The following is a 20,279-nucleotide window of genomic DNA, read 5'->3' as shown; positions in this document are numbered from 1 at the left end:
GTCAGGAAACGAGCTTGATGGCCACCAGCGTCAGCGTGGTGGCCAGCGCGGCGCGCGTCAGGCGTTCGGGCAGCGCCCGCGACAGTTGCGCGCCCGCCCAGATGCCGGGGATCGAGCCCACCAGCAGCGAGACAAGCAGAGTCCAGTCCACGGTGCCGAGCCAGACATGGCCCAGACCGGCCAGCGCCGTCAGCGGAACGGCGTAGGCGATGTCCGTGCCGGCCACCTCGGCCGGCTTCAGGCGGGGGTAGAGCAGCAGGATCAGGGTGGCGCCGACCGCGCCCGCGCCGATCGACGAGACCGTCACCAGCACGCCCAGCAAGGCGCCGACCACCACGGTGGCGACGGCCTGCGTACGCCCCTCCAGCTGGAAACGCGGATGGCGTTCCAGCCAGGCCAGCATCTGCTTGCGCAGCAGCAGCGAAGCGACCGTCAGCAGCACGGAGACGCCGATGGTCACGCGGATGGCATGCAGCCATCCGGCATCCAGCTCGCCGGCACTCTTGAGCACCAGGATGGTGGCGGCCGCCGCCGGCAGGCTGCCCAGGCACAGGCGGCGCACCACCTGCCAGTGCACATGGCCGTGGGCGCGGTGCGCCAGCGTGCCGAAACTCTTGGTGATGGCGGCAAAGGCCAGGTCCGTGCCGACCGCGGTGGCCGGCGAGAAGCCGAACAGCAGGGTCAGCAGCGGCGTCATCAGCGACCCCCCTCCCACGCCGGTCAGGCCGACGAGGACGCCTACGAGCAGACCGGATACGGTATAGGCAAGGGACATGGGGAGCGCACCGCCTCGAGGCCTTGCCCGTCCGCTGGGCACCACGCGCGCGGGAGGGTCTGGCCGTTCATTAACAAAGTCCGCAAATCGTAATAAACTGGCCTCATATCTCAAACTAATAAGAAGTTGTTTGTTTATACGAGCCGAGTTATATGAATCTGCACCAGTTCCGCTTTGTGCGTGAGGCGGTCCGGCAGAACTTCAATCTGACCGAGGCCGCGAAAGCGCTCTATACATCACAACCAGGCGTCTCCAAAGCCATCATCGAGCTGGAAGAGGAGCTGGGTGTCGATATCTTCACCCGCCATGGCAAGCGCATCCGCAGCCTGACGGAGCCGGGCCGGCGCATCCTCGCCTCGGTGGAGAAGATCCTGCAGGAGGTGGAAAGCCTGAAGCGCGTCGGCAAGGACTACGCTGCCCAGGACCAGGGCAACTTCACCATCGCGACCACCCATACCCAGGCCCGCTACGCCCTGCCGCGCGTGATCGCCGAGTTCACCAAGCGCTACCCCAAGGTGCGGCTGTCGATCCAGCAGGGCAACCCGGCCCAGATCGCCGACATGGTGCTGCACGACCAGGCCGACCTGGCCATCGCCACCGAGGGCATCTCGGCCGACAAGAACCTGGTCTCGCTGCCCGGCTACCAGTGGCAGCACATCGTGGTGACGCCGCCGGACCATCCGCTGCTGGAGAAGAAACACCTGGCGCTGGAAGACCTGATGGCCTACCCGCTGATCACCTACGACCCCAACTTCGCCGGCCGGCCCAAGATCGACAAGGCCTTCGAGCTGCGCCACCTGCAGCCGGACATCGTGCTCGAAGCGATCGATGCCGACGTGATCAAGACCTATGTGGAGGTCGGGCTCGGCGTGGGCATCGTGGCGGGCGTCGCCTTCGACCCCGAGCGCGACCGTAACCTGCGCGGCATCCCGGCCGGCCACCTGTTCGGCACCAATGTGACGCACCTGGCAGTCAAGCAGGGCGCCTACCTGCGCAGCTTCGTCTATACCTTCATCGAACTGTTCTCACCGACGCTGAACCGCAAGCTGGTGGAACAGGCCATGTCGGGCGAGCACGAGGCCTACGAGCTCTGATTCCACCGGGCGGCGGCCGCCCGGCCCGCCCCCGGTTTTTGCGCACACTTCATCACTTCATGACCCAACGCATTTCCCTACGCATTCACACCGGCGCGCCCGCAGGCCGCCTGCAGGAGTCCCGCCGATGAACACGCCGCAGCTGATCCACTGGACCGAGGACGGCGCCGAACACAACGCCCGCTGGCGTTCGGAGGCCGGCATGCCGGCGCCGCGCCGCGTGGTCGTCGCCGACGACACCACCAGTGCCGATACCGCCTACCAGCTGGCCTGCGAAGGCACCGCCCTGCTCTGGCGCGGCGACTTCCAGAATGCGCGCCAGCTGTTGCAGGCCATGGCGCGCCGCGCCGACAAACCCAAGAAGGCGCATCGTACCCGGGCCGCCAAGTCGGCCCGGGCGGACACGCCGCCCGCGCCTGCCGAAGCCTTCCACCTGCATCGCCTGGCACAATCGCAGCGGGCACGCACGCTGGGCATGCTGCTGCTGCCCTTCGAGGCCGGCCACGTGCTGCCGCTGCGGCGCGCGCCCGATGTGCGCCAGGCGTGCAGCGAGGCCTACGGTGAGGCGGATGCTCCCTACGTCGCTTCGCTGCGCGAGCTGCAGGGCCTGATCGGCGCCCACGAATGGCGCAAGAAGGGGGTCGAGATCCCGGCGCTGGGCGCGCGCATCCATCCGTACTACGGGGTGTTCTCGCCGGTACGCGGCGAGTACATCGACCTGGCCGCCAAGGCACCGCTGCCGGCCGGCGCCGAGGCGCTGGCCTTCGACATCGGCGCCGGCACCGGGGTGCTGGCGGCCCTGCTGGCCCAACGCGGCGTGCGCCGCGTGGTGGCCACCGACCAGGATGCGCGGGCGCTGGCCTGCGCCCGCGACAATATCACCCGGCTGGGCCTGGGCAAGCAGGTGGAAGTGATCGAGGCCGACCTGTTCCCGCCGGGGCGCGCGCCGCTGGTGGTATGCAATCCGCCCTGGGTACCGGCGCGGCCCAGTTCGGCCATCGAACATGCCGTCTACGATCCCGACAGCCGCATGCTCAAGGGCTTCCTGGCCGGGCTGGCGGCTCATCTCGAAGCGGGCGGCGAAGGCTGGCTGCTGCTGTCGGACCTGGCCGAGCACCTGGGACTGCGCACGCGCGAAGAACTGCTGGGCTGGATCGACGCCGCCGGACTGCAGGTACTGGGCCGGCTGGAGATCCGGCCGCGCCACCCCAAGGCGGCCGACCAGGCCGATGCGCTGCACGCGGCACGCAGCGCCGAAGTCACCTCGCTCTGGCGGCTGGGCGCGCGCTAGCGGCGTTGCCGCCGCCCGGGGCCGCGGCCGATGGCCAGGCCCGGGCCCAGCCTGCCGGGATCCTGCCCGGTGGTGTGCCGAAACCGCCCCGACCGCTCCTCGCCGGCATGGGGCGCCGCTGCGCGCCCTATCCTGGAGATTCCTCCCCCGACCGAATGGAGCGCGACATGAGCTATATCGAAGGATTCGTCGTCCCCGTCCCCACCGCCAACCGCGAGATCTACCGCAAGATGGCCGAGGATGCCGCCGTGGTGTTCAAGGACCACGGCGCGCTGGGCCTGGTCGAATGCTGGGGCGATGACGTGCCGGAAGGCAAGCTGACCTCCTTCCCGCTGGCGGTGCAGCGCAAGGCGGACGAGACCGTGGTGTTCTCGTGGATCACCTGGCCCTCGCGCGAGGCGCGCGACCGGGGCATGCGCGCGGCCATGGAGGATCCCCGCCTCAAGCAGCAGCAATCCATGCCATTTGATGGCCGGCGCATGATCTTCGGCGGCTTCGAGGTGATCGTCGACGCCTAGCCGTCGGCGACTGCCAGCGACGACCGCCGGCTCCCCCGGCACGCCCCGGATGGCGTGCAAGGCCCACCCTCGGCTATCCTCTTCCGGCAGCAACGCGCAGCCACAAGCAACCACAAGCGCCCGCCGCGCCGGTCCGCGGCGCACGGGCCGACAAAACAGACCGAAGAGGAGACCCGCATGCCCCGTCCCGCCGTCCGCCGCGCCCTGCTCGCGGCTGCCCTGAGCCTGGCCGCCGCCGTGCCCGCCCGCGCCGACATCCGCGTCGGCATCGACGTGTCCACCACCGGCCCGGCCGCCTCCATCGGCATCCCGTCCAAGAACACGGTGCTGATGTGGCCGGCCACCCTGGGCGGGCAGAAGGCGCAGTACATCGTGCTGGACGATGCCTCCGATCCCGCCGGCGCGGTACGCAATGTGCGCAAACTCATCTCCGAGGACAAGGTCGACGTGATCGTCGGCCCCAACATCACGCCGACCGCGCTGGCGGCCCTGGACGCGGTCTCGGAAGGCGAGACGCCGATGGTGGCGCTGGCGGCGTCGGCCGCCATCGTCGAACCGCAGAGCGATCCCAAGCGGCGCTGGGCGTTCAAGATGCCGCAGAACGACTCCCACATGGCCACCGTGCTCACCGAATACATGAGTAACCACGGCATCAGGACGGTCGGCTTCATCGGCTTCAACGACGCCTACGGCGAAAGCTGGTGGCGCGAGTTCTCCAAGCTGGCCGAGGTGCGCAAGATCAAGGTGGTGGCCAACGAGCGCTTCTCGCGCAACGACACCTCGGTAACCGGCCAGGTGCTCAAGCTGATGGCGGCCAATCCCGACGCCATCCTGATCGCCGGCGCCGGCACGCCCTCGGTGCTGCCGCAGAAGACGCTGGGCGAGCGCGGCTACAAGGGCCGCGTCTACCAGACCCACGGCATCGCCACCTGGGACTTCCTGCGCGTGGGCGGCAAGGACGTCGAGGGCACGCTGTTCCCCACCGGCCCGGTGGTGGTCGCGCGCCAGCTGCCCGACAGCCATCCGGTCAAGAAGGTGGCGCTCGATTTCGCCAAGCGCTACGAGGCCCGCTACGGCGCCGACAGCGTGACCCAGTTCGCCGGCGACGCCTGGGGCGCCTGGATGCTGCTGGACGACGCCGCGCGCCGCGCCCTCAAGAGCGGCGCCCAGCCGGGCACGCGCGAGTTCCGCCAGGCCATGCGCGATGCCATCGAAAGCACCGCTGGCCTGACCATCCCCAACGGCGTGATGAACATGAGCGCCAACGACCACCAGGGCTTCGACCAGCGCTCGCGCGTGATGGGCGTGATCCGCGACGGCAAGTTCGCCTACGCCGCCGGGCAATGAGCCGGCCGCGCCGCCGGGCGCGCGGCACATGCCACAATGCGGCACCGCAGGCGCTGCGGGCGGCCGTGCGGGCCGCCGCGCACCCTTCCCGCAACCCCCGGATCAAGGATTTCCCGACATGACCACCGTCGCCTTCATCGGCCTCGGCGCCATGGGCACGCCCATGGTGCGCCACCTGCTCGCCGCCGGCCACTCCGTGCGCGCCTTCGTGCGCCGTCCCGAGGCCGCCGAAGCGGCCCGCGCACTTGGCGCCGAGCCGTTCTTCACACCGGCCGAGGCCGCCCGGGGCGCCGCCGTCGTCTTCACCAACGTGACCTCGTCCGAGGACGTGCGCGCCGTACTGCTCGGCGCGCAGGGTGTGGTCGAAGGTGCGTCCGCCGGCACCATCTGCGTCGACCACAGCACCATCTCGCCGATCGTCACGCGCGAGATCGCCGTGCAGCTCGCCGAACGCGGCATCGAGGCGCTCGACTGCCCGGTCTCGGGCGGCACCGCCGGCGCCGAGGCGGCCAGCCTGACCATCATGGTGGGTGGCAAGGCCGAGGTCCTGGAACGCGTGCGCCCGTTGCTGGCGCTGCTGGGCAAGACCATCACCCATATCGGCGACCATGGCGCAGGCCAGGTGGCCAAGCTGTGCAACCAGATCGCCCAGGTGGTCAATATCGAGGGCATCGCCGAAGCCATGCGCTTCGCGCGGGCCCAGCAGGTCGACACCGGCCGCGTGCTGCAGGCGATGGCCACCGGCATGGCGGGCAGCCGCATGCTCGACCTGTGCGGCCCCAAGATGGTCGCGCAGGACTTCCGCGCCGGCATCGAGGCCAGGCTGCACGACAAGGACTTCGGCCTGGCCAGCGACATCGCCGCCGAGCTGGGGCTGGCCCTGCCGGCCATGCAGGCCACCGCCGGGCAGCTCGCCAGGTTGATGGACAGCGGCTGGGGCAAGGATGACACCTCCTCGCTGCTGCGCGTGCTTGAACTGGACACGGCGCCGAAGCGGGGCTGAGTGGCACGCGGAAGCGCAGCGTGCGGCGGTATCCGGCGCGATAATCCGCCCATGCCCCCTCCTTCGCCCCGCTTCCGCCCATGGTAGTCAAGCGACACCTGCGCGCCGGGCACGACGCGCAGCAGGGCCCGCCGCTTGCGGCGGCGCCGGCGGCGCCGGCCAGCTGTCCGCTGTGCGGCCGGCTGCTGGTGCCCGGCCCCAGCACCGACCTGCACCACCCGGTGCCGCGCAGCCAGGGCGGGCGCGAGGTGGTCGAGATGCACCGGGTCTGCCACCAGAAGATCCACTCCGTCTTCAGCGAAGCCGAGCTCGCCGCCACCTACCACGACTGGAGGCGCCTGCGCAGCCACCCCGCCATCGCCGACTTCATCCGCTGGATCGCCCGCAAGCCGCCGGAGTTCTACGACCGCAGCCGCACCACGCTGGCACGGCGCGGGCGCTAGGCCCGCCCCCGGCTTCTGTTGTGGGTCCAGGCGAAATCGGGCATAATCCCCGGCTCGGCATGGCACCAGCGTGGTGCCGACAGCCACCGCCCGGGTGGTGAAACAGGTAGACGCAGGGGACTCAAAATCCCCCGCCGCAAGGCGTGCCGGTTCGAGTCCGGCCCCGGGCACCAGAATCCAGGCCCTTCCGCAAGGAAGGGCCTTTTCATTGGCGCCCTCATCATTGGCGGCCTCATCATTGGTGCCTTGATCGGCACGCCGGCCGCCTCACAGCGGCCCGGGCAAGGCCTTCAGGCCGATCCACATGGCGCCGATGACCACGTTGATCGGCACGCTCAGGACGCCCGGCACGTAGAAGACGGCCGACAGCCCCGGCGCGCTCAGCATCAGTTCGACGAAGCCACCCAGGGCGTAGCACAGCAGCCCGCAGCCCAGCCATCGCCGCATATAGGTCGGCAGCCAGCGTGACTGCGACTGGTTGAAGCGCCAGGCCGCGGAGCGCTCGAGCAGGTTGCCGCGGCTGGCGTCCTTGAACAGCCAGCTGAAGAAGAAATAGCGATACAGCAGGGTGCGGAAGGCAAGGTCTTGCATGATGGCTCCTTGGGGCCGGACACCCATGGCGTTGCCGCCACGCATCCGCACCCGCGCCGACACGCCGCCCGGCCGTGCAGGGCCCGGGGGGCGGCCCCTGGAGATGGCGCGGACGCGCCCATCCCGATCGCTTGCAGGATCGCGGCGGCCCGTGCATCCCGCCGCTTGCCGCAAGACGATGGCAGCGTGCCCGCGCCAGGCTCCGGCGGGCCCGAGCCTGGCCGCCGCGGGCATGCCGCTGCCTCGTATGCTTCAGCCTATCAAGGATTTGCCGCCTCGGCGGGCTTGGTTACAGGATGCGGGGCACGCCCCCCGGCCTGCACCACGAGCGCGCATGAAAAAGGCCCTTGCCAGGCAAGGGCCCTGCTCCGGCCTGGCGCGCAGCGGCCGCGCCGGCGCCCTCAGCGCGCCCGGCCCGGCTCGGTGATGGCGCTGTAGACCAGCGTGCGCAACTGACGCCGCACCGGATAGGCGGACGAAGGCAGCAACTGGGTCAGGAACAGGCCGATCAGGTCCTCCTTGGGGTCCACCCAGAAGAAGGTGCTGGCCGCTCCGCCCCAGAAGAAATCGCCCTCGCTGCCCGGGATCAGCGTGGTGGCCGGGGTCACCGTGGTGGCGAAACCGAGGCCGAAGCCGACGCCGTCATAGGTGGCTTCGCTGAACATCGAGCGCGACATGCTCGGCAGGTCGGCGCCGCCGGGCAGGTGGTTGGCCGTCATCAGGGCCAGCGTCTTCGGTCCCAGCAGGCGCACCCCATCCAGTTCGCCACCCTGCAGCAGCATGCGGGCGAAGCGCATATAGTCGGCCGCGGTCGAAACCAGGCCACCGCCGCCGGAGACGAAGCCGGGTGGCTTCAGATAAGGACTGGTGCGGGGATCGTCCTGCAGCACCGGCCCCTTGTCCGACAACACCTTCGAGCCCAGCGCGCCGACCGCGTAACAGGCGCAGAAGCGCGCGGCCTTCTCTTCCGGCACGTGGAACGCGGTGTCGATCATGCCCAGGGGATCGAAGATGCGCTCCTTCAGGAAGGTCTCGAACGGCATGCCGCTGACCTTGCCGACCAGGTAGCCCAGCACGTCGGTGGAGACCGAGTAGTTCCAGGCTTCGCCGGGCGAGAATTCGAGCGGCAGCGTGGCCAGCTTCTCGATCATCTCGTCGAGGGTACCGGCGGTGGCCAGCTCGCCCAGCTTGAGCTTGCGGTAGGCGGCATCGACGTTGGAGTTCTGCTGGAAGCCATAGGTCAGGCCGGAGGTGTGGCGCAGCAGGTCCACCACCAGCATGGGACGGGCCGCCGGGCGCGTCTGGAAGCTCTCCATGAAGCCGCCCGCGTACACGCCCAGGTTCGCCCACGCGGGAATGTACTTGCTGACGGGATCGTCCAGCGCGATCTTGCACTCCTCGACCAGCATCATGATCGCCACCGAGGTGACGGGCTTGCTCATCGAATAGATGCGGAAGATGGAATCCTCGGCCAGCGGCACCTGGCGCTCGCGATCAGCCAGCCCCAGCACCGAATTCAGCGCCAGTTCACCGCGCCGCCATACCTGGACCAGGGCGCCGGGGAGCTTGCCGCTGGCGACATAGGCGTCGTCGATGAAACGTTCGATCCGGCCCAGCCGCTCGCGGGACATCCCTTGCGTTTCCCTGCCTTGCATATCCATGTCTCCTCCATATCCTTGCCTTCACGCCCTCGCCGCCGGCACCGGCGCGGGTGCCGGCGTGGTACGGGCCGCCCCTTGTGGTGCACGCGGCGGCCCGTCCCGCGTGCATGGCACGCAGTCGCGAGGACACCGTTGATGCGAATGTGAATGCGAGCGGGCGGATCGCCGGCCGTTGCGCACCCCGCCATCATGACATCGGCAGCCCTCCCGCGCCAAGCGCGGCGCGAGCGGCACCGCGACGGTGCATGCGCGCGGCCTGGGAGGCGGAGGGGAATCGCCCGTTGGGCTGCCGCGGGACAGTGGCGGCAGGCGGCCCGCCGATGCGGTCGAAAGGGCTGACCCAGGCAATGCAGCCGATGGAGCCGATGGAGCCGATGGAGCCGATGCGCCGGGATGCCGCCGCCGGCAGGTGAAGGACCGCTCAACCCCGCAAATTCTCGACAGTCCTCCGGGCTGCCCCGGCGGCCGGCTCTCGGGCCGGCTCACCGGCCCCGCCTGCCTTGACGGCGGCGGAACCGCAACCTGTCCGACCTGCCTTGCCCGATGTCGGCATCCCGGCGCGTTGCCAGTATGCGCAGGGCCGGTCCTCAGGTAAAGCAAGGAAAGCTGATGGCATGCACAAGACCTCCTTATGCGAGGGGACGGCAACGCGCGCCCTGCGCGGTCGCCGCCCCGCCCGCAGGGCAGGGTCCCGGCGCGATCTCCGGCCTCACTTGCCTTCGACGAAGGCCAGCATGGTGCCGAGCATGTCGCGCAGCACCGGCTGCAGCGCAGTGGCGCGCGGCGCGTCGTAGGCGAAGGGGTATTGCTCGCTCATATAGGCACACTGCGCCAGTTCGAGCTGCACGGCATGCACGCCTTGCTGCGGCTGGCCGTAGAAGCGCGTGATGTGGCCGCCCTTGTAGCGGCCGTTGAGCACTGCGGTGTGGCCCGGCACGGCCTGTGCGATGGCCAGCAGGCGATCGGCCAGGCCCTTGTCGCAACTGGCGCCGTTGGCGCTGCCCAGGTTGAAGTCGGGCAGCCTGCCCTCGAAGAAGCGCGGCAGCACCGAGCGGATCGAGTGCGCTTCCCACAACGCCACGGTGCCATGCTCGGCGCGCAGGCGGGCCAGTTCTCCGGCCAGCGCGGCATGATAGGGATGCCAGACCGCATCGCGGCGCGCGGCGATCTCGGCGTCGTCCGGGCCGGCGCCCGTACCGGCGTAGACCGGCGTCTTGTCGAAAGTATCGACCGGGCACAGGCCGGTGGTGTCCTGCCCGGGATAGAGATTGGCGTTGTCGGGCGGACGGTTCAGGTCGATCACATAGCGCGAGTGCGTGGCGGCCAGGATGGAGGCGCCCATCTCGCGCGCGAAGTCGTACAGGCGTTCCAGGTGCCAGTCGGTATCCGGCACGGTGCGCGCCTCGTCGGTGAAGCGCTCGGCCAGCGCAGCCGGCACGTAGGTGCCGACGTGCGGCATCGACACCAGCAGCGGACGCGTGCCACGGTGCAGCGTGAAAGCGGGCTTGTCGGTGGAAAAGAGAGGCTGGGTGGACATCTTGTTCTCGGTGGAGTGCGGCGGCCCGGAGGCCGCCGCGGCCGGTTTCAATCGGTCAGCAGGCCGGCGCGCGCGGCGGCGAAGGCACGGCCGGCCTCCGCCTGCAGCGGGTGGACGCCGTGCCGCACGCGGCTGCGGCCGGCGGTGCGGACGTCTGCTAGTGTCTCATGACCGTGGTTGGCGAACACATGGGCCGCCAGTGCCTGCGCCCCGCCCAGCCCGGCCAGCGCCGGGTGCGCGCCATCCAGCACGACGAAATCGGCGCGCTGGCCCGGAGCCAGCCCCGCCACGGAGCGGCCGGCCGCCCGCGCGCCGCCGGCGACGGCCTCCAGGTAGAGGCGGTCCGCCACCTGGGGATGGGTCTCCGATGCCAGCACGTTGCGCCGCTGCAGCGCCAGGCGCTGGCCATACTCGAACAGGCGCAGTTCCTCGGCCACGCTGACGCTGGCATGGCTGTCCGAGCCGATGCCCCAGGCGCCGCCCTGCGACAGGTAGGGGGCCGCGTCGAACACACCGTCGCCCAGGTTGGCCTCCGTGGTGGGGCAGATGCCGGCCACCGCGCCGCTGTGGGCCAGCCGGCGGCGCTCGTCCCAGTCCATGTGGGTAGCGTGCACCAGGCACCAGCGCGCATCGACCTGGGCATGCTCGAACAGCCAGTCGACCGGACGCGCGCCGGTGGTGGCCAGGCATTCATCGACCTCGCGCTGCTGCTCGGCGATATGGATGTGGACCGGCGCTTGCGCATCCAGCGCATGCAGGCCCGCCACGGCCTCGGCCAGCGCCTGCGGCGGCACCGCGCGCAGCGAATGCGGCGCCAGCCCCAGGCGCGCGCGGTCGCCATCGCACTCGCCTGCCAGCCGCTGCAGCAAGCCCATCATGGCATCGGTGCCAAGCAGGAAGCGGCGCTGCTCCGGCAGCGCCGGCCTGCCGCCGAAGCCGGCGGTCTGGTACAGCACCGGCAGCAGCGTGATGCCGATGCCGGCGCGCTCGGCCGCGCGCAGCAGGCGCAACGACATCTCGGCTGGGTCGGCATAGGGCTGCCCGTCCGGATCGTGATGAACGTAGTGGAACTCGCAGACGCTGGTGTAGCCGGCGCGCAGCATCTCGACATAGAGCTGGGTGGCGATGGCCTCCAGCGCCTCGGGTGTCAGGCGCAGCGCGAAGCGGTACATCAGCGTGCGCCAGCTCCAGAAGGAATCGTCGCTGCCGGTGCGGTGCTCGGTCAGTCCGGCGAAAGCGCGCTGGAAGGCGTGCGAATGCAGGTTGGCCATGCCGGGCAGGACCGCGCCCGCAGCGAGCGGCACGCCGGCCGGCGCAGCCACGCCGGCCTGCACCGTGCTCAGGCGGCCGGCCTCGTCCCAGGCCAGCAGCACATCGCGCGCCCAGCCGGACGGCAGCAGGGCGTCGGCGGCGAACAGCCGCTGTTGCGCGACCTGGCTCATGGGCGGCCTCCGTTGAAGTCGGCGCCCGCGGCCGGGAACACACGGCCCTGGCGCACCACTGCCGCCAGCGGGTTGCGGCCGAACCAGTAGGCCAGTTCGGCCGGCGTGCCGATGCGCCACAAGGCGAAATCGGCCACGCGCCCGGGCGCCAGCAGGCCGTGGCGGTCCGCGGCGCCGAGCGCGCGGGCCGCGTGGACGGTCACGCCGGCCAGGGCCTCGGGCACCGTCATGCGGAACAGGGTGCAGGCCATGTTCATCATCAGCAGCAGCGAAGTGACCGGCGAAGTGCCGGGGTTGTGGTCGGTGGAAACCGCGATCGGGACACCGTGGCGGCGCAGGGCATCGATCGGCGGCAGATGGGTGTCGCGCAGGAAATAGTAGGCGCCCGGCAGCAGCACGGCCACCGTGCCGGCCTCGGCCATGGCGGCCACGCCCGCCTCGTCCAGATGCTCGAGATGGTCCGCCGACAGCGCGCGATGACGCGCGGCCAGCGCGGCGCCACCGAGGTTGCTGAGCTGTTCCGCGTGCAGCTTGACCGGCAGGCCGTGGCGCGCCGCGGCCGCGAACACGCGCTCGGTCTGTGCCGGCGAGAAGCCGATCGATTCGCAGAAGGCATCGACCGCGTCGACCAGGCCCTCTGCGGCCAGCGCCGGCAGCATGGTGTCGCAGACCAGGGCGATGTAGTCGTCGGCACGCCCGGCATACTCGGGCGGCAAGGCATGGGCGCCGAGGAAGGTGGTATGCACGCTGACGCCGCAGGCCTCGCCCAGGCGGCGCGCCACGCGCAGCTGCTTGCGCTCGGCCTCCAGCGACAGGCCGTAGCCCGACTTGATCTCGAGCGCGGTGACGCCCTCGGCCAGCAGGGGCTGCAGGCGCGCGGCGGACTGGGCGAACAGTTCGTCCTCGGTGGCCTCGCGGGTGGCGCGCACCGTGGAGACGATGCCGCCGCCGGCGCGGGCGATCTCGGCATAGTCGGCGCCGGCCAGCCGCATGGCGAACTCGTCGGCGCGCTGGCCGCCGTAGACCAGGTGGGTGTGGCAGTCGACCAGGCCGGGCGTGATCCAGGCCTGCCCGGCATCATGCCGGGTCAGTCCGGCGAAGGCCGGCGGCAGCGCCGCGGCCGTACCCAGCCAGGCGATGCGCCCGTCCTGCACCACCAGCGCGCCATCGCGGATGGCGTGCGCGGGATCGCCGTCGGGCAGCAGGTGGCAACTGTGCCAGACGCCGTCCGCGGACGGCGCCGTGCGGATGCTGGGCAGGATCATGTTCAGCTCTCCGTCTCCGGTTCGGGTTCCATTGTCAATTGCAGGCACAGCGGCACGCCGGGCGCCTGCGCCGGGTCGGCAGGGTCAGGGCGCAGGGCGAGACGGCCTGACCGGCTGCCGCCGGCGAGAAGCCAGCCGGAACCGGCCGCCAGCTCGAACGCGGCGGTCGACGCCTGCGGCGCGGCGCCGTCTTCACCGGCGGCAAGCCAGCGGCCGGCCACGGCCAGCAGCAACACTGCCTGCGGGCCGCCGTCCAGCGCAAAGGGCCCCCGCCGCGGCACGAGGCGCGCGCGGCAACGGCCGCGCCGGGTCATCACATTGAAGTCGCGCGTGGCGCCGTCGACCAGGGTGGCCTGCACGCCGGTCTCGCCGCAAAAAGCGAAGGGCTCGCCGGCGTCGGTCAGCGCATGGTCGAAGCTGCCGTCGTCGGCGCACAGGCGCACGCCGGCGCCGGACAGCAGCACGATCTGGCGGTCGATGCCGGGGAAGGCCGAGAACGGACCGTCGGCGGCGATATCGGCCACGCTGACGCGCCAGTCGAAGTCGTCCATGCCGGCCCCGGGCGGCCACACGGCGATCTCGCGCGTGAGGCCGCCGCCGTTCTTCCACGGCGTCGCGGCAATGTCCGCCAGCGCGAAGACGCGCGGCGGCGCGGCCCCGGGCATGCTCATGCGCCCTTCACCATCGGCAGGTCGAGGCCCTTCTCGTGCGCGCAGTCGATGGCGATGTCGTAGCCGGCGTCCGCATGGCGCATCACGCCGGTGGCCGGATCGTTCCACAGCACGCGCGCCAGGCGGCGGTCGGCGGCCTCGCTGCCGTCGCAGACGATGACCACGCCGGAATGCTGGGAGAAGCCCATGCCGACGCCGCCGCCGTGGTGCAGGCTGACCCAGGTGGCGCCGCCGGCGGTGTTGAGCAGGGCATTGAGCAGCGGCCAGTCGGAGACGGCGTCGGAACCGTCGCGCATGGCCTCGGTCTCGCGGTTGGGGCTGGCCACCGAACCGCAGTCGAGATGGTCGCGGCCGATCACCACGGGCGCCTTCAGCTCACCCTTGCGCACCATCTCGTTGAAGGCCAGGCCGGCGCGGTGGCGCTCGTCCAGGCCGACCCAGCAGATGCGCGCCGGCAGGCCCTGGAAGGCGATGCGCTCGCGCGCCATGTCGAGCCAGCGGTGCAGGTGCGTGTCCTCGGGGAACAGCTCCTTCATCTTCGCGTCGGTCTTGTAGATATCCTCGGGATCGCCGGACAGCGCCACCCAGCGGAACGGGCCCTTGCCGCGGCAGAACAGGGGACGGATGTAGGCCGGCACGAAGCCCGGGAAGTCGAAGGCATTCTCGACGCCTTCGTCGAAGGCGACCTGGCGGATGTTGTTGCCATAGTCCAGCGTGGGCACGCCCATCTGCTGGAAGGCCAGCATGGCCTTCACGTGGGCGACGATGGAAGGCCGCGCGGCCGCCTCCACCGACTTGGGATCGGCCTTGCGTGCCGCCTCCCACTGCGCCACCGTCCAGCCGACGGGGAGGTAGCCGTTGACCAGGTCGTGCGCCGAGGTCTGGTCGGTGACGATATCGGGGCGCATGCCGCCGGCCTGGGCACGTTTGACCAGTTCGGGCAGCACCTCGGCGGCATTGCCCAGCAGGCCCACGGAGATGGCCTGCTTGTTGCGGGTGGCCTCGGCGATCATGGCCAGCGCCTCGTCGATGCTGGTGGCCTTCTTGTCCAGGTAGCGGGTGCGCAGGCGGAAGTCGATGCTCGACTCCTGGCACTCGACGGCCAGCACGCTGGCACCGGCCAGCACGCCGGCCAGCGGCTGCGCGCCGCCCATGCCGCCCAGGCCGGCGGTCAGGATCCACTTGCCCGACAGGTCGCCGCCGAAATGCTGGCGGCCGGCCTCGACGAAAGTCTCGTAGGTGCCCTGCACGATGCCCTGCGAGCCGATGTAGATCCACGAGCCGGCGGTCATCTGGCCGTACATCATCAGGCCGGCGCGGTCGAGCTCGTTGAATTTGTCCCAGGTGGCCCAGTGCGGCACCAGGTTGGAATTGGCGATCAGCACGCGCGGCGCGTCGGCATGGGTCTTGAACACGCCGACCGGCTTGCCCGACTGCACCAGCAGCGACTCGTCCTCGCCCAGGCGGCGCAGGGTGTCCAGGATGGCGTCGAAGCACTCCCAGTTGCGCGCGGCCTTGCCGATGCCGCCATAGACGACCAGGTCCTGCGGCCGTTCCGCCACTTCGGGATCGAGGTTGTTCTGGATCATGCGGTAGGCGGCTTCGATCAGCCAGTTGCGGCAGTGCAGCTGGCTGCCATGCGGCGCGCGGATCTCACGGGGTCCGCGCTGGGCGACGGCATGCTGGAAGAGTTGCTCGTTGGCGTTCATCTGGGGCTCCTTTGATAGGGCGGCCGCGACAGCCTCGCGGTACCTGTATGTTCCTGTATATACAGGTTAAACCAAATCGTCCGGTGAATCCATGCCACCGGCGGAAAATCCGTCTAGGGGTCTACCCGGAGTCTGGCGTCCTGGATCGCAAATTCGTCACAAATCCGCGGAATCGGGACACCGGCCGGGCATCACCCGAAGGCCGGATTGCCCTCGGCGCGGAAACGGCTGCCCAGGCGGTAGCGGTTGCCGGGATGCAGGCAGCGCACGAAGGTCACCGGCGTGCCATGGGTCCAGGTGCGCCGCGTCAGCAGCAGGCAGGGCTGGGCCGGCGGCATGTCCAGCAGGGCCGCCTGCTCGGGGGTGGCCGAAATCGCGTCGACCACATGCTCCACTTCATCGTAGGGCACGTGCCGCAGCAGGTACTCGCCCGGCTGGGTCTGGCTGAAATCCTGGCTGATGAAGGCCGGCGCCAGGCGCGGATTGACATAGCGGTCTTCGAGCTGCACCGGCACGCCGTCCTCGCGATGCACGCAGACCGAGTGGAAAACGGATTCGCCGGTGTGCAGCTCGAGCGCCGCCGCCACCTCGATCGAGGCCGCCACCCGTTCGACCAGCACCACGTCGCAGGCGTAGTCGTGGCCGCGCATGCGGATCTCGTCCTGCAGGTTGACCACCGACAGCAGCGTCGACTGCGGCCGGTGCTCGGCCACGAAGGTGCCCACACCGGCCACCCGCACCACCCTGCCCTGCTCGGCCAGTTCGCGCAGCGCGCGGTTGGCCGTCATGCGCGACACATTGAACTGGTTGACCAGTTCCTGTTCGGAAGGCACGCGGTCGCCCGGCCGCCACGCGCCGCTCTGGATCTGGCGCGCGATGTATTCCTTGACCTGCTGGTAGCGGGCGGCGGGCGCGGCTTCATGCTGCGCGCGCGACGGGCGCGCATTGGCGCCGGCGGTTTGGTTCATACGTTCAATGCTCGGCCGCGGCCAGGGCCTCGGCACGGATTTCCTCGGTTAGCCGGGCCTTCAGGGTAGAGAACTCCGGCGAGGTCTTGATGGTGTAGTGGCGCGGATGGGGGAAATCCACCGCGATCTCGCTCTTGATCCGACCCGGCCGCGCGGAGAAGACCGCGACCCGGTTGGCCATGAAGATGGCCTCGTCGATATCGTGCGTGACGAATAATACCGTCTTGCGCGAGGCCTCCCATATCCCGAGCAGCAGTTCCTGCATCAGCACGCGCGTCTGGTTGTCGAGCGCGCCGAAGGGTTCGTCGAGCAGCAGGATCTTGGGGTCGTTGGCCAGCGCCCGCGCAATCGCGGTGCGCTGCTGCATGCCGCCCGAGAGCTGCTTGGGGAAGTGCTGCTCGAAGCCGCGCAGGCCGACGCGCTGGATGAAGAAGTCGCTGCGCTCGCGCTGCTCGGCCTCGCTCATGCCGCGCTCACGCAGGCCGAAGCGCACGTTCTGCTCGATGGTCAGCCAGGGAAACAGCGTATAGGACTGGAACACCATGCCGCGGTCGGCGCCCGGGCCCGCCACCGGCTGGCCGTCGAGCAGCACGCGCCCGCCGGAAGGCGAGTCCAGGCCTGCCACGATGCGCAGCAGGGTCGACTTGCCGCAGCCCGAAGGCCCGAGGATGGTGACGAAATCGTTGTCGCGCACTTCGAAATCGACCGGCTGCAGCGCCTGCAGCGGCGCGTGGCCGGCGCCGCGCGGGCTCGGGAAACTGCGCGAGACCTGCTGGATGGACAAGGCGCTCATTGGATCGCACTCCAGGGAAAGAGGCGCTGGTTGGCCTGCTTGAAGAACAGGTCCGATACCAGGCCGATGCAGCCGATCACGATGATGCCGAAGATGATCTGGCCGGTATTGAGCAGCGCCTGGCTGTCGGTGATCATGTGGCCGATGCCCGAGGACGAGCCGATCAGTTCGGCCACGATCACGTAGGTCCAGGCCCAGCCCAGCACCAGGCGCAGGATCTCCGCGATCTCCGGCGCGGCGCCGGGAATCAGCACCCGGCGTACGATGCCGCGGCTGTTGGCGCCGAGCGTGTAGGCCGCCTCGACCAGGTCGCGGCGGGCCCCGCCCACCGCCACCGCCACCATCAGCACGATCTGGAAGAAGGAGCCGATGAAGATGACCAGCAGCTTCTGTGTCTCGCCGATGCCCGCCCACAGGATCAGCAGCGGAATGAAGGCCGAGGCCGGCAGGTAGCGGCAGAAGGAGACGAAAGGCTCGAAGAAGGCTTCGGCCGCCTTGTAGGCGCCCATCAGGATGCCCAGCGGCACCGCCAGCACCGCGGCCAGCGCGAAGCCGCCGAGCACGCGCCACACGGTCATGCCGATGTCGCCCAGGAAGCCGTACTGCGTGAACAGCAGCCAGCCCTCGTGCGCCATCGCCAGGGGGTCGGCGAGGAAGGTGCGCGGCACGAAGCCGCCCAGCGTCGCCAGCGCCCAGATGGCGAAGAACAGCACGAAGAAGGACAGCCCCAGCAGCCAGCGCGTGCGCGGCGAGACCGGCACCAGCGGCGCCAGCCACGGATGGCGGCGCCGCACGGACGCCGCCGCGGGCACGGCCGAGGCGGCCAGTGGTGCCGGGGCCGGAGAGGAACCGGTATGCGCTTGCGTCATGGCCTCACCATCCGATCAGCGCAGGAAACGCGCGTCATACAGCGCCGTCACGTCCGGCACCTGGCGGATCACGCCGATCTCGAGCAGTACCGCGGCCGCCTCCTTGCTGAAACTGGCCAGCTCGCCGCCGAAGAACTTGCGGTTGGCCTCGCGGTCCTGCCAGCGCAGGTAGGCGGACGACTTGGCAAACTGCTCACCGGTCTGCTTGACGGCGGCTCCCATGATCTCGTTGGACTTTTCCGGTTCCTTGCGGATCATCTCCAGCGCCTCGAAATAGCTGTCCACCAGCGCCTGGGCCGCCTTGGGATTGTCCTTGAGCCACTTGGGTGCGCAGCCCAGCGTGTCGGTCACCATCGGGTAGTCGAGCGTGGTAGCCAGGATCTTGCCCTTGTCGGGATTCTGGCGCACCGAGGAGAGGTAGGGCTCGTAGGTCATGGCGGCGTCGTTCTGGCCGCTGACGAAGGCCTGCGCGGCCGCCTGCGGCGACAGCGTGACGGTCTTCACGTCCTTCAGCGTCATGCCGTTCTTGCGCAGCATCCAGGCCAGGCCGAAGTAAGGCGCGGTACCCGGTGCATCGACACCGACCGTCTTGCCCTTCAGGTCGGCGAAGCCCTTGACGTCGGCCCGCACCGCCAGGCCGTCGGCACCATAAGACTTGTCGAGCTGGACGATCTGCGTGATCGGCACGCCGTTGGCATTCCACGCCACATGCGTCTCCACCGTGGTGGCGGCGCACTGGATGGCTCCCGAGGCCAGCGCCAGGTGGCGGTCCTTCTGCGGGATCATCTTGATCTCCACATCCACGCCGTGCTTCTTGAAGATGCCGGCGCGCTCGGCCAGCGTCAGCGGTGCAAAGCCGGTCCAGCCGCTCATGCCCAGCGTCACCGGAGTGTTCTGGGCGTGGGCGGCGCCAGCGGCCGCGGACAGGACGAAGGCCGCGCAGGCGGCACGGCGAAGACTGCGAATTCCCATGGTTGGCTCTCCTAGGCTGGTGTGCGGGCAACGCCGGCACCCCTTCGGGCGGCGTGCTCCGCGGCGGCGCCGTCGCGGCGGCGCCTTCTGTTTCCGGGCAATCTAGCAAGCCTGTATATACAAAACAATTTCGGACTTTCCCGGGTGCTTTTCCGGGAAATAACCGATATGAGCCGAAAGTCATGCTGTATGCGGCACGTATCGTGCACCAGTCCGGCGCTGGCCCTGTGCCCGCGCACCGCTCCGAAGCGCACCGGCACCACGCCAGCTGTGTTGTATAGACAGGAATGGCAAACCCGGCAATCCCAGCAAGAGGCATGCCCGGCCAGCGCCGGGGGAGGCTCAGGTGCCGAGGAAATCCGCCACCGTGGGGTAACGCAGGCGCACGCGCAGTTCGCGCTTCAGGCGGGTGTTGTCGAGGCGGCGCGACTCGCTCATGAAGCTCAGCAGGCTCGGCTCCACCTGCTCGGCCAGCAGCCGGCGCGTCAGGCGCGGCGGGCGTGGCAGCCCGCGGCGGTCGGCGACGAGATCGAAGTAGTCGCCCATGCGCAGCTCGGAATCGTCGCTGGCGTGGACGACACGCTGGGGCCGGCCGCGGAACAGGGCAGCCACCAGCACGCGGGCAAGGTCGTCGGCATGGATATGGTTGGTGTAGACGTCTTCCTGCGCCACCAGCGCGGGCGTGCCGCGCGCCAGGCGGGCCAGCGGCAGCCGCTCGGCGGCGTAGATGCCGGGAATGCGCACGATGCCGGCCCGCCAGCCGGCGGCGGCACCGAAGCGGCGCACGGCACGCTCGGCCGCTACCCGGCGGCGTGCCCGCGGCGTGGTCGGGCTGAGACGCCGCGTCTCATCCACGCGCGCGCCACCGAGGTCGCCGTAGACGCCCGAGGTGCTGGCATAGACCAGCGCCGGCCGGCCCGCCCGCCCCGGTTCAAACGCCCGGTGCCCGGCCCGCTCGGGTAGAATACCGGGCTTGCCCCGGCGGGGGGCGCCGGCATGCCGGGCACGCCGCCAGGGACGGCGGCGCAGCACGCCCAGCAGCGCCCGGGTGCGCGGATCGTCCTCGCCCTGCGGCGGCGGCGGCGCCAGGTGCAGCACCCGCCCGGCCAGTCCGCGCAGGCGCGCCAGGCTTGCCGGCCGGTCCAGGTCCGCCACCAGCGGCACGGCGCCGGCCGCGCGCAAGGCGTCGCGACGCCCGGGTTGGGAAGTGACGGCAAAGATGCGCAGGCGCGCCGCCAGCAGTGCGAGGCAGCGCCCCCCCACATCGCCACAACCGACAATCAGCAGGCGCGGGCGCCGCAGGCGCGAAGGCTTAGGATTCTTGCTCATC

Annotated in this window: 19 protein-coding genes and 1 tRNA gene; 7 read left to right on the top strand and 13 right to left on the bottom strand. The window is 70.2% G+C overall.

Annotated elements, in window-relative coordinates:
- Nucleotide 1 precedes the first annotated feature (1 nt).
- Complete coding sequence (locus BKK79_RS14910) at nt 2-775, bottom strand: sulfite exporter TauE/SafE family protein (RefSeq protein WP_071015090.1); 774 nt, start codon at nt 773-775, stop codon at nt 2-4.
- A gap of 152 nt (nt 776-927) precedes the next feature.
- Between BKK79_RS14910 and BKK79_RS14905 the strand changes: the two genes are divergently transcribed.
- The 7 genes from BKK79_RS14905 (at nt 928) to BKK79_RS14875 (ending at nt 6,644) form a co-directional block, all read left to right on the top strand.
- Nucleotides 928-1,869: a CysB family HTH-type transcriptional regulator gene (locus BKK79_RS14905; protein WP_071015093.1), complete on the top strand. Its 942-nt coding sequence runs from the start codon at nt 928-930 to the stop codon at nt 1,867-1,869.
- Nucleotides 1,870-1,996: 127 nt separating this feature from the next.
- The gene (locus BKK79_RS14900) at nt 1,997-3,160 is read left to right on the top strand and encodes a methyltransferase (RefSeq protein ID WP_071015096.1); all 1,164 of its coding nucleotides are present in this window, start codon (nt 1,997-1,999) and stop codon (nt 3,158-3,160) included.
- A 167-nt stretch (nt 3,161-3,327) separates the two neighbouring features.
- Nucleotides 3,328-3,678, top strand: a complete 351-nt coding sequence (locus BKK79_RS14895) for a DUF1428 domain-containing protein (RefSeq protein ID WP_071016559.1) — start codon at nt 3,328-3,330, stop codon at nt 3,676-3,678.
- A 177-nt stretch (nt 3,679-3,855) separates the two neighbouring features.
- Nucleotides 3,856-5,025 (top strand): ABC transporter substrate-binding protein, encoded by a 1,170-nt coding sequence (locus BKK79_RS14890; RefSeq protein ID WP_071015098.1) that lies wholly within the window; start codon nt 3,856-3,858, stop codon nt 5,023-5,025.
- Nucleotides 5,026-5,143: 118 nt separating this feature from the next.
- Nucleotides 5,144-6,028 carry an NAD(P)-dependent oxidoreductase gene (locus tag BKK79_RS14885; protein WP_071037940.1) on the top strand — a complete coding sequence of 295 codons (885 nt, stop codon included), beginning with the start codon at nt 5,144-5,146 and terminating at the stop codon, nt 6,026-6,028.
- Nucleotides 6,029-6,108: 80 nt separating this feature from the next.
- Nucleotides 6,109-6,471 (top strand): HNH endonuclease, encoded by a 363-nt coding sequence (locus tag BKK79_RS14880; protein ID WP_071015103.1) that lies wholly within the window; start codon nt 6,109-6,111, stop codon nt 6,469-6,471.
- An 88-nt stretch (nt 6,472-6,559) separates the two neighbouring features.
- Nucleotides 6,560-6,644 (top strand) — tRNA-Leu (locus tag BKK79_RS14875).
- A gap of 94 nt (nt 6,645-6,738) precedes the next feature.
- On the opposite strand, the gene BKK79_RS14870 is transcribed toward BKK79_RS14875, so the two are convergent.
- From BKK79_RS14870 to BKK79_RS14815, 12 genes are all read right to left on the bottom strand, one after another.
- Nucleotides 6,739-7,062: a hypothetical protein gene (locus BKK79_RS14870; RefSeq protein WP_071015106.1), complete on the bottom strand. Its 324-nt coding sequence runs from the start codon at nt 7,060-7,062 to the stop codon at nt 6,739-6,741.
- 401 nt (nt 7,063-7,463) lie between these two features.
- Entirely contained in the window at nt 7,464-8,723 is a 1,260-nt protein-coding gene (locus tag BKK79_RS14865) for a serine hydrolase domain-containing protein (RefSeq protein WP_071015109.1), read from the bottom strand.
- Between the two features lie 709 nt (nt 8,724-9,432).
- Nucleotides 9,433-10,260: an N-formylglutamate deformylase gene (gene hutG, locus BKK79_RS14860; RefSeq protein ID WP_071015112.1), complete on the bottom strand. Its 828-nt coding sequence runs from the start codon at nt 10,258-10,260 to the stop codon at nt 9,433-9,435.
- Nucleotides 10,261-10,307: 47 nt separating this feature from the next.
- Nucleotides 10,308-11,702: a formimidoylglutamate deiminase gene (locus BKK79_RS14855; protein WP_071015114.1), complete on the bottom strand. Its 1,395-nt coding sequence runs from the start codon at nt 11,700-11,702 to the stop codon at nt 10,308-10,310.
- The gene (gene hutI, locus BKK79_RS14850; protein ID WP_071015117.1) at nt 11,699-12,967 is read right to left on the bottom strand and encodes an imidazolonepropionase; all 1,269 of its coding nucleotides are present in this window, start codon (nt 12,965-12,967) and stop codon (nt 11,699-11,701) included. The genes BKK79_RS14855 and hutI overlap by 4 nt, the downstream gene beginning before the upstream one ends.
- A 2-nt stretch (nt 12,968-12,969) precedes the next feature.
- A complete protein-coding gene (locus BKK79_RS14845) occupies nt 12,970-13,638 on the bottom strand; it encodes a HutD/Ves family protein (RefSeq protein WP_083384140.1) in 669 nt (222 codons plus the stop codon).
- Complete coding sequence (gene hutU, locus BKK79_RS14840; protein ID WP_071037939.1) at nt 13,635-15,347, bottom strand: urocanate hydratase; 1,713 nt, start codon at nt 15,345-15,347, stop codon at nt 13,635-13,637. Before hutU ends, BKK79_RS14845 begins: the two co-directional genes overlap by 4 nt.
- Before the next feature lie 191 nt (nt 15,348-15,538).
- Nucleotides 15,539-16,315, bottom strand: a complete 777-nt coding sequence (gene hutC / locus BKK79_RS14835; RefSeq protein WP_071015122.1) for a histidine utilization repressor — start codon at nt 16,313-16,315, stop codon at nt 15,539-15,541.
- Nucleotides 16,316-16,319: 4 nt separating this feature from the next.
- On the bottom strand, nt 16,320-17,108 hold the full coding sequence (locus BKK79_RS14830) for an ABC transporter ATP-binding protein (protein WP_071037938.1): 789 nt from the start codon (nt 17,106-17,108) through the stop codon (nt 16,320-16,322).
- Nucleotides 17,105-17,977 carry an ABC transporter permease gene (locus BKK79_RS14825; RefSeq protein WP_071015127.1) on the bottom strand — a complete coding sequence of 291 codons (873 nt, stop codon included), beginning with the start codon at nt 17,975-17,977 and terminating at the stop codon, nt 17,105-17,107. Before BKK79_RS14825 ends, BKK79_RS14830 begins: the two co-directional genes overlap by 4 nt.
- Before the next feature lie 15 nt (nt 17,978-17,992).
- A complete protein-coding gene (locus BKK79_RS14820; RefSeq protein WP_071015130.1) occupies nt 17,993-18,949 on the bottom strand; it encodes an ABC transporter substrate-binding protein in 957 nt (318 codons plus the stop codon).
- 342 nt (nt 18,950-19,291) lie between these two features.
- Nucleotides 19,292-20,278 (bottom strand): NAD-dependent epimerase/dehydratase family protein, encoded by a 987-nt coding sequence (locus BKK79_RS14815; protein ID WP_071037937.1) that lies wholly within the window; start codon nt 20,276-20,278, stop codon nt 19,292-19,294.
- Between the last annotated feature and the right edge of the window lies 1 nt (nt 20,279).

Origin of the sequence: Cupriavidus sp. USMAA2-4 (assembly GCF_001854305.1) — a bacterium.
Classification (GTDB): domain Bacteria; phylum Pseudomonadota; class Gammaproteobacteria; order Burkholderiales; family Burkholderiaceae; genus Cupriavidus; species Cupriavidus malaysiensis.
Note: the sequence above shows the minus strand (reverse complement) of the source record. Positions and strands in the feature narration are given on the sequence as shown.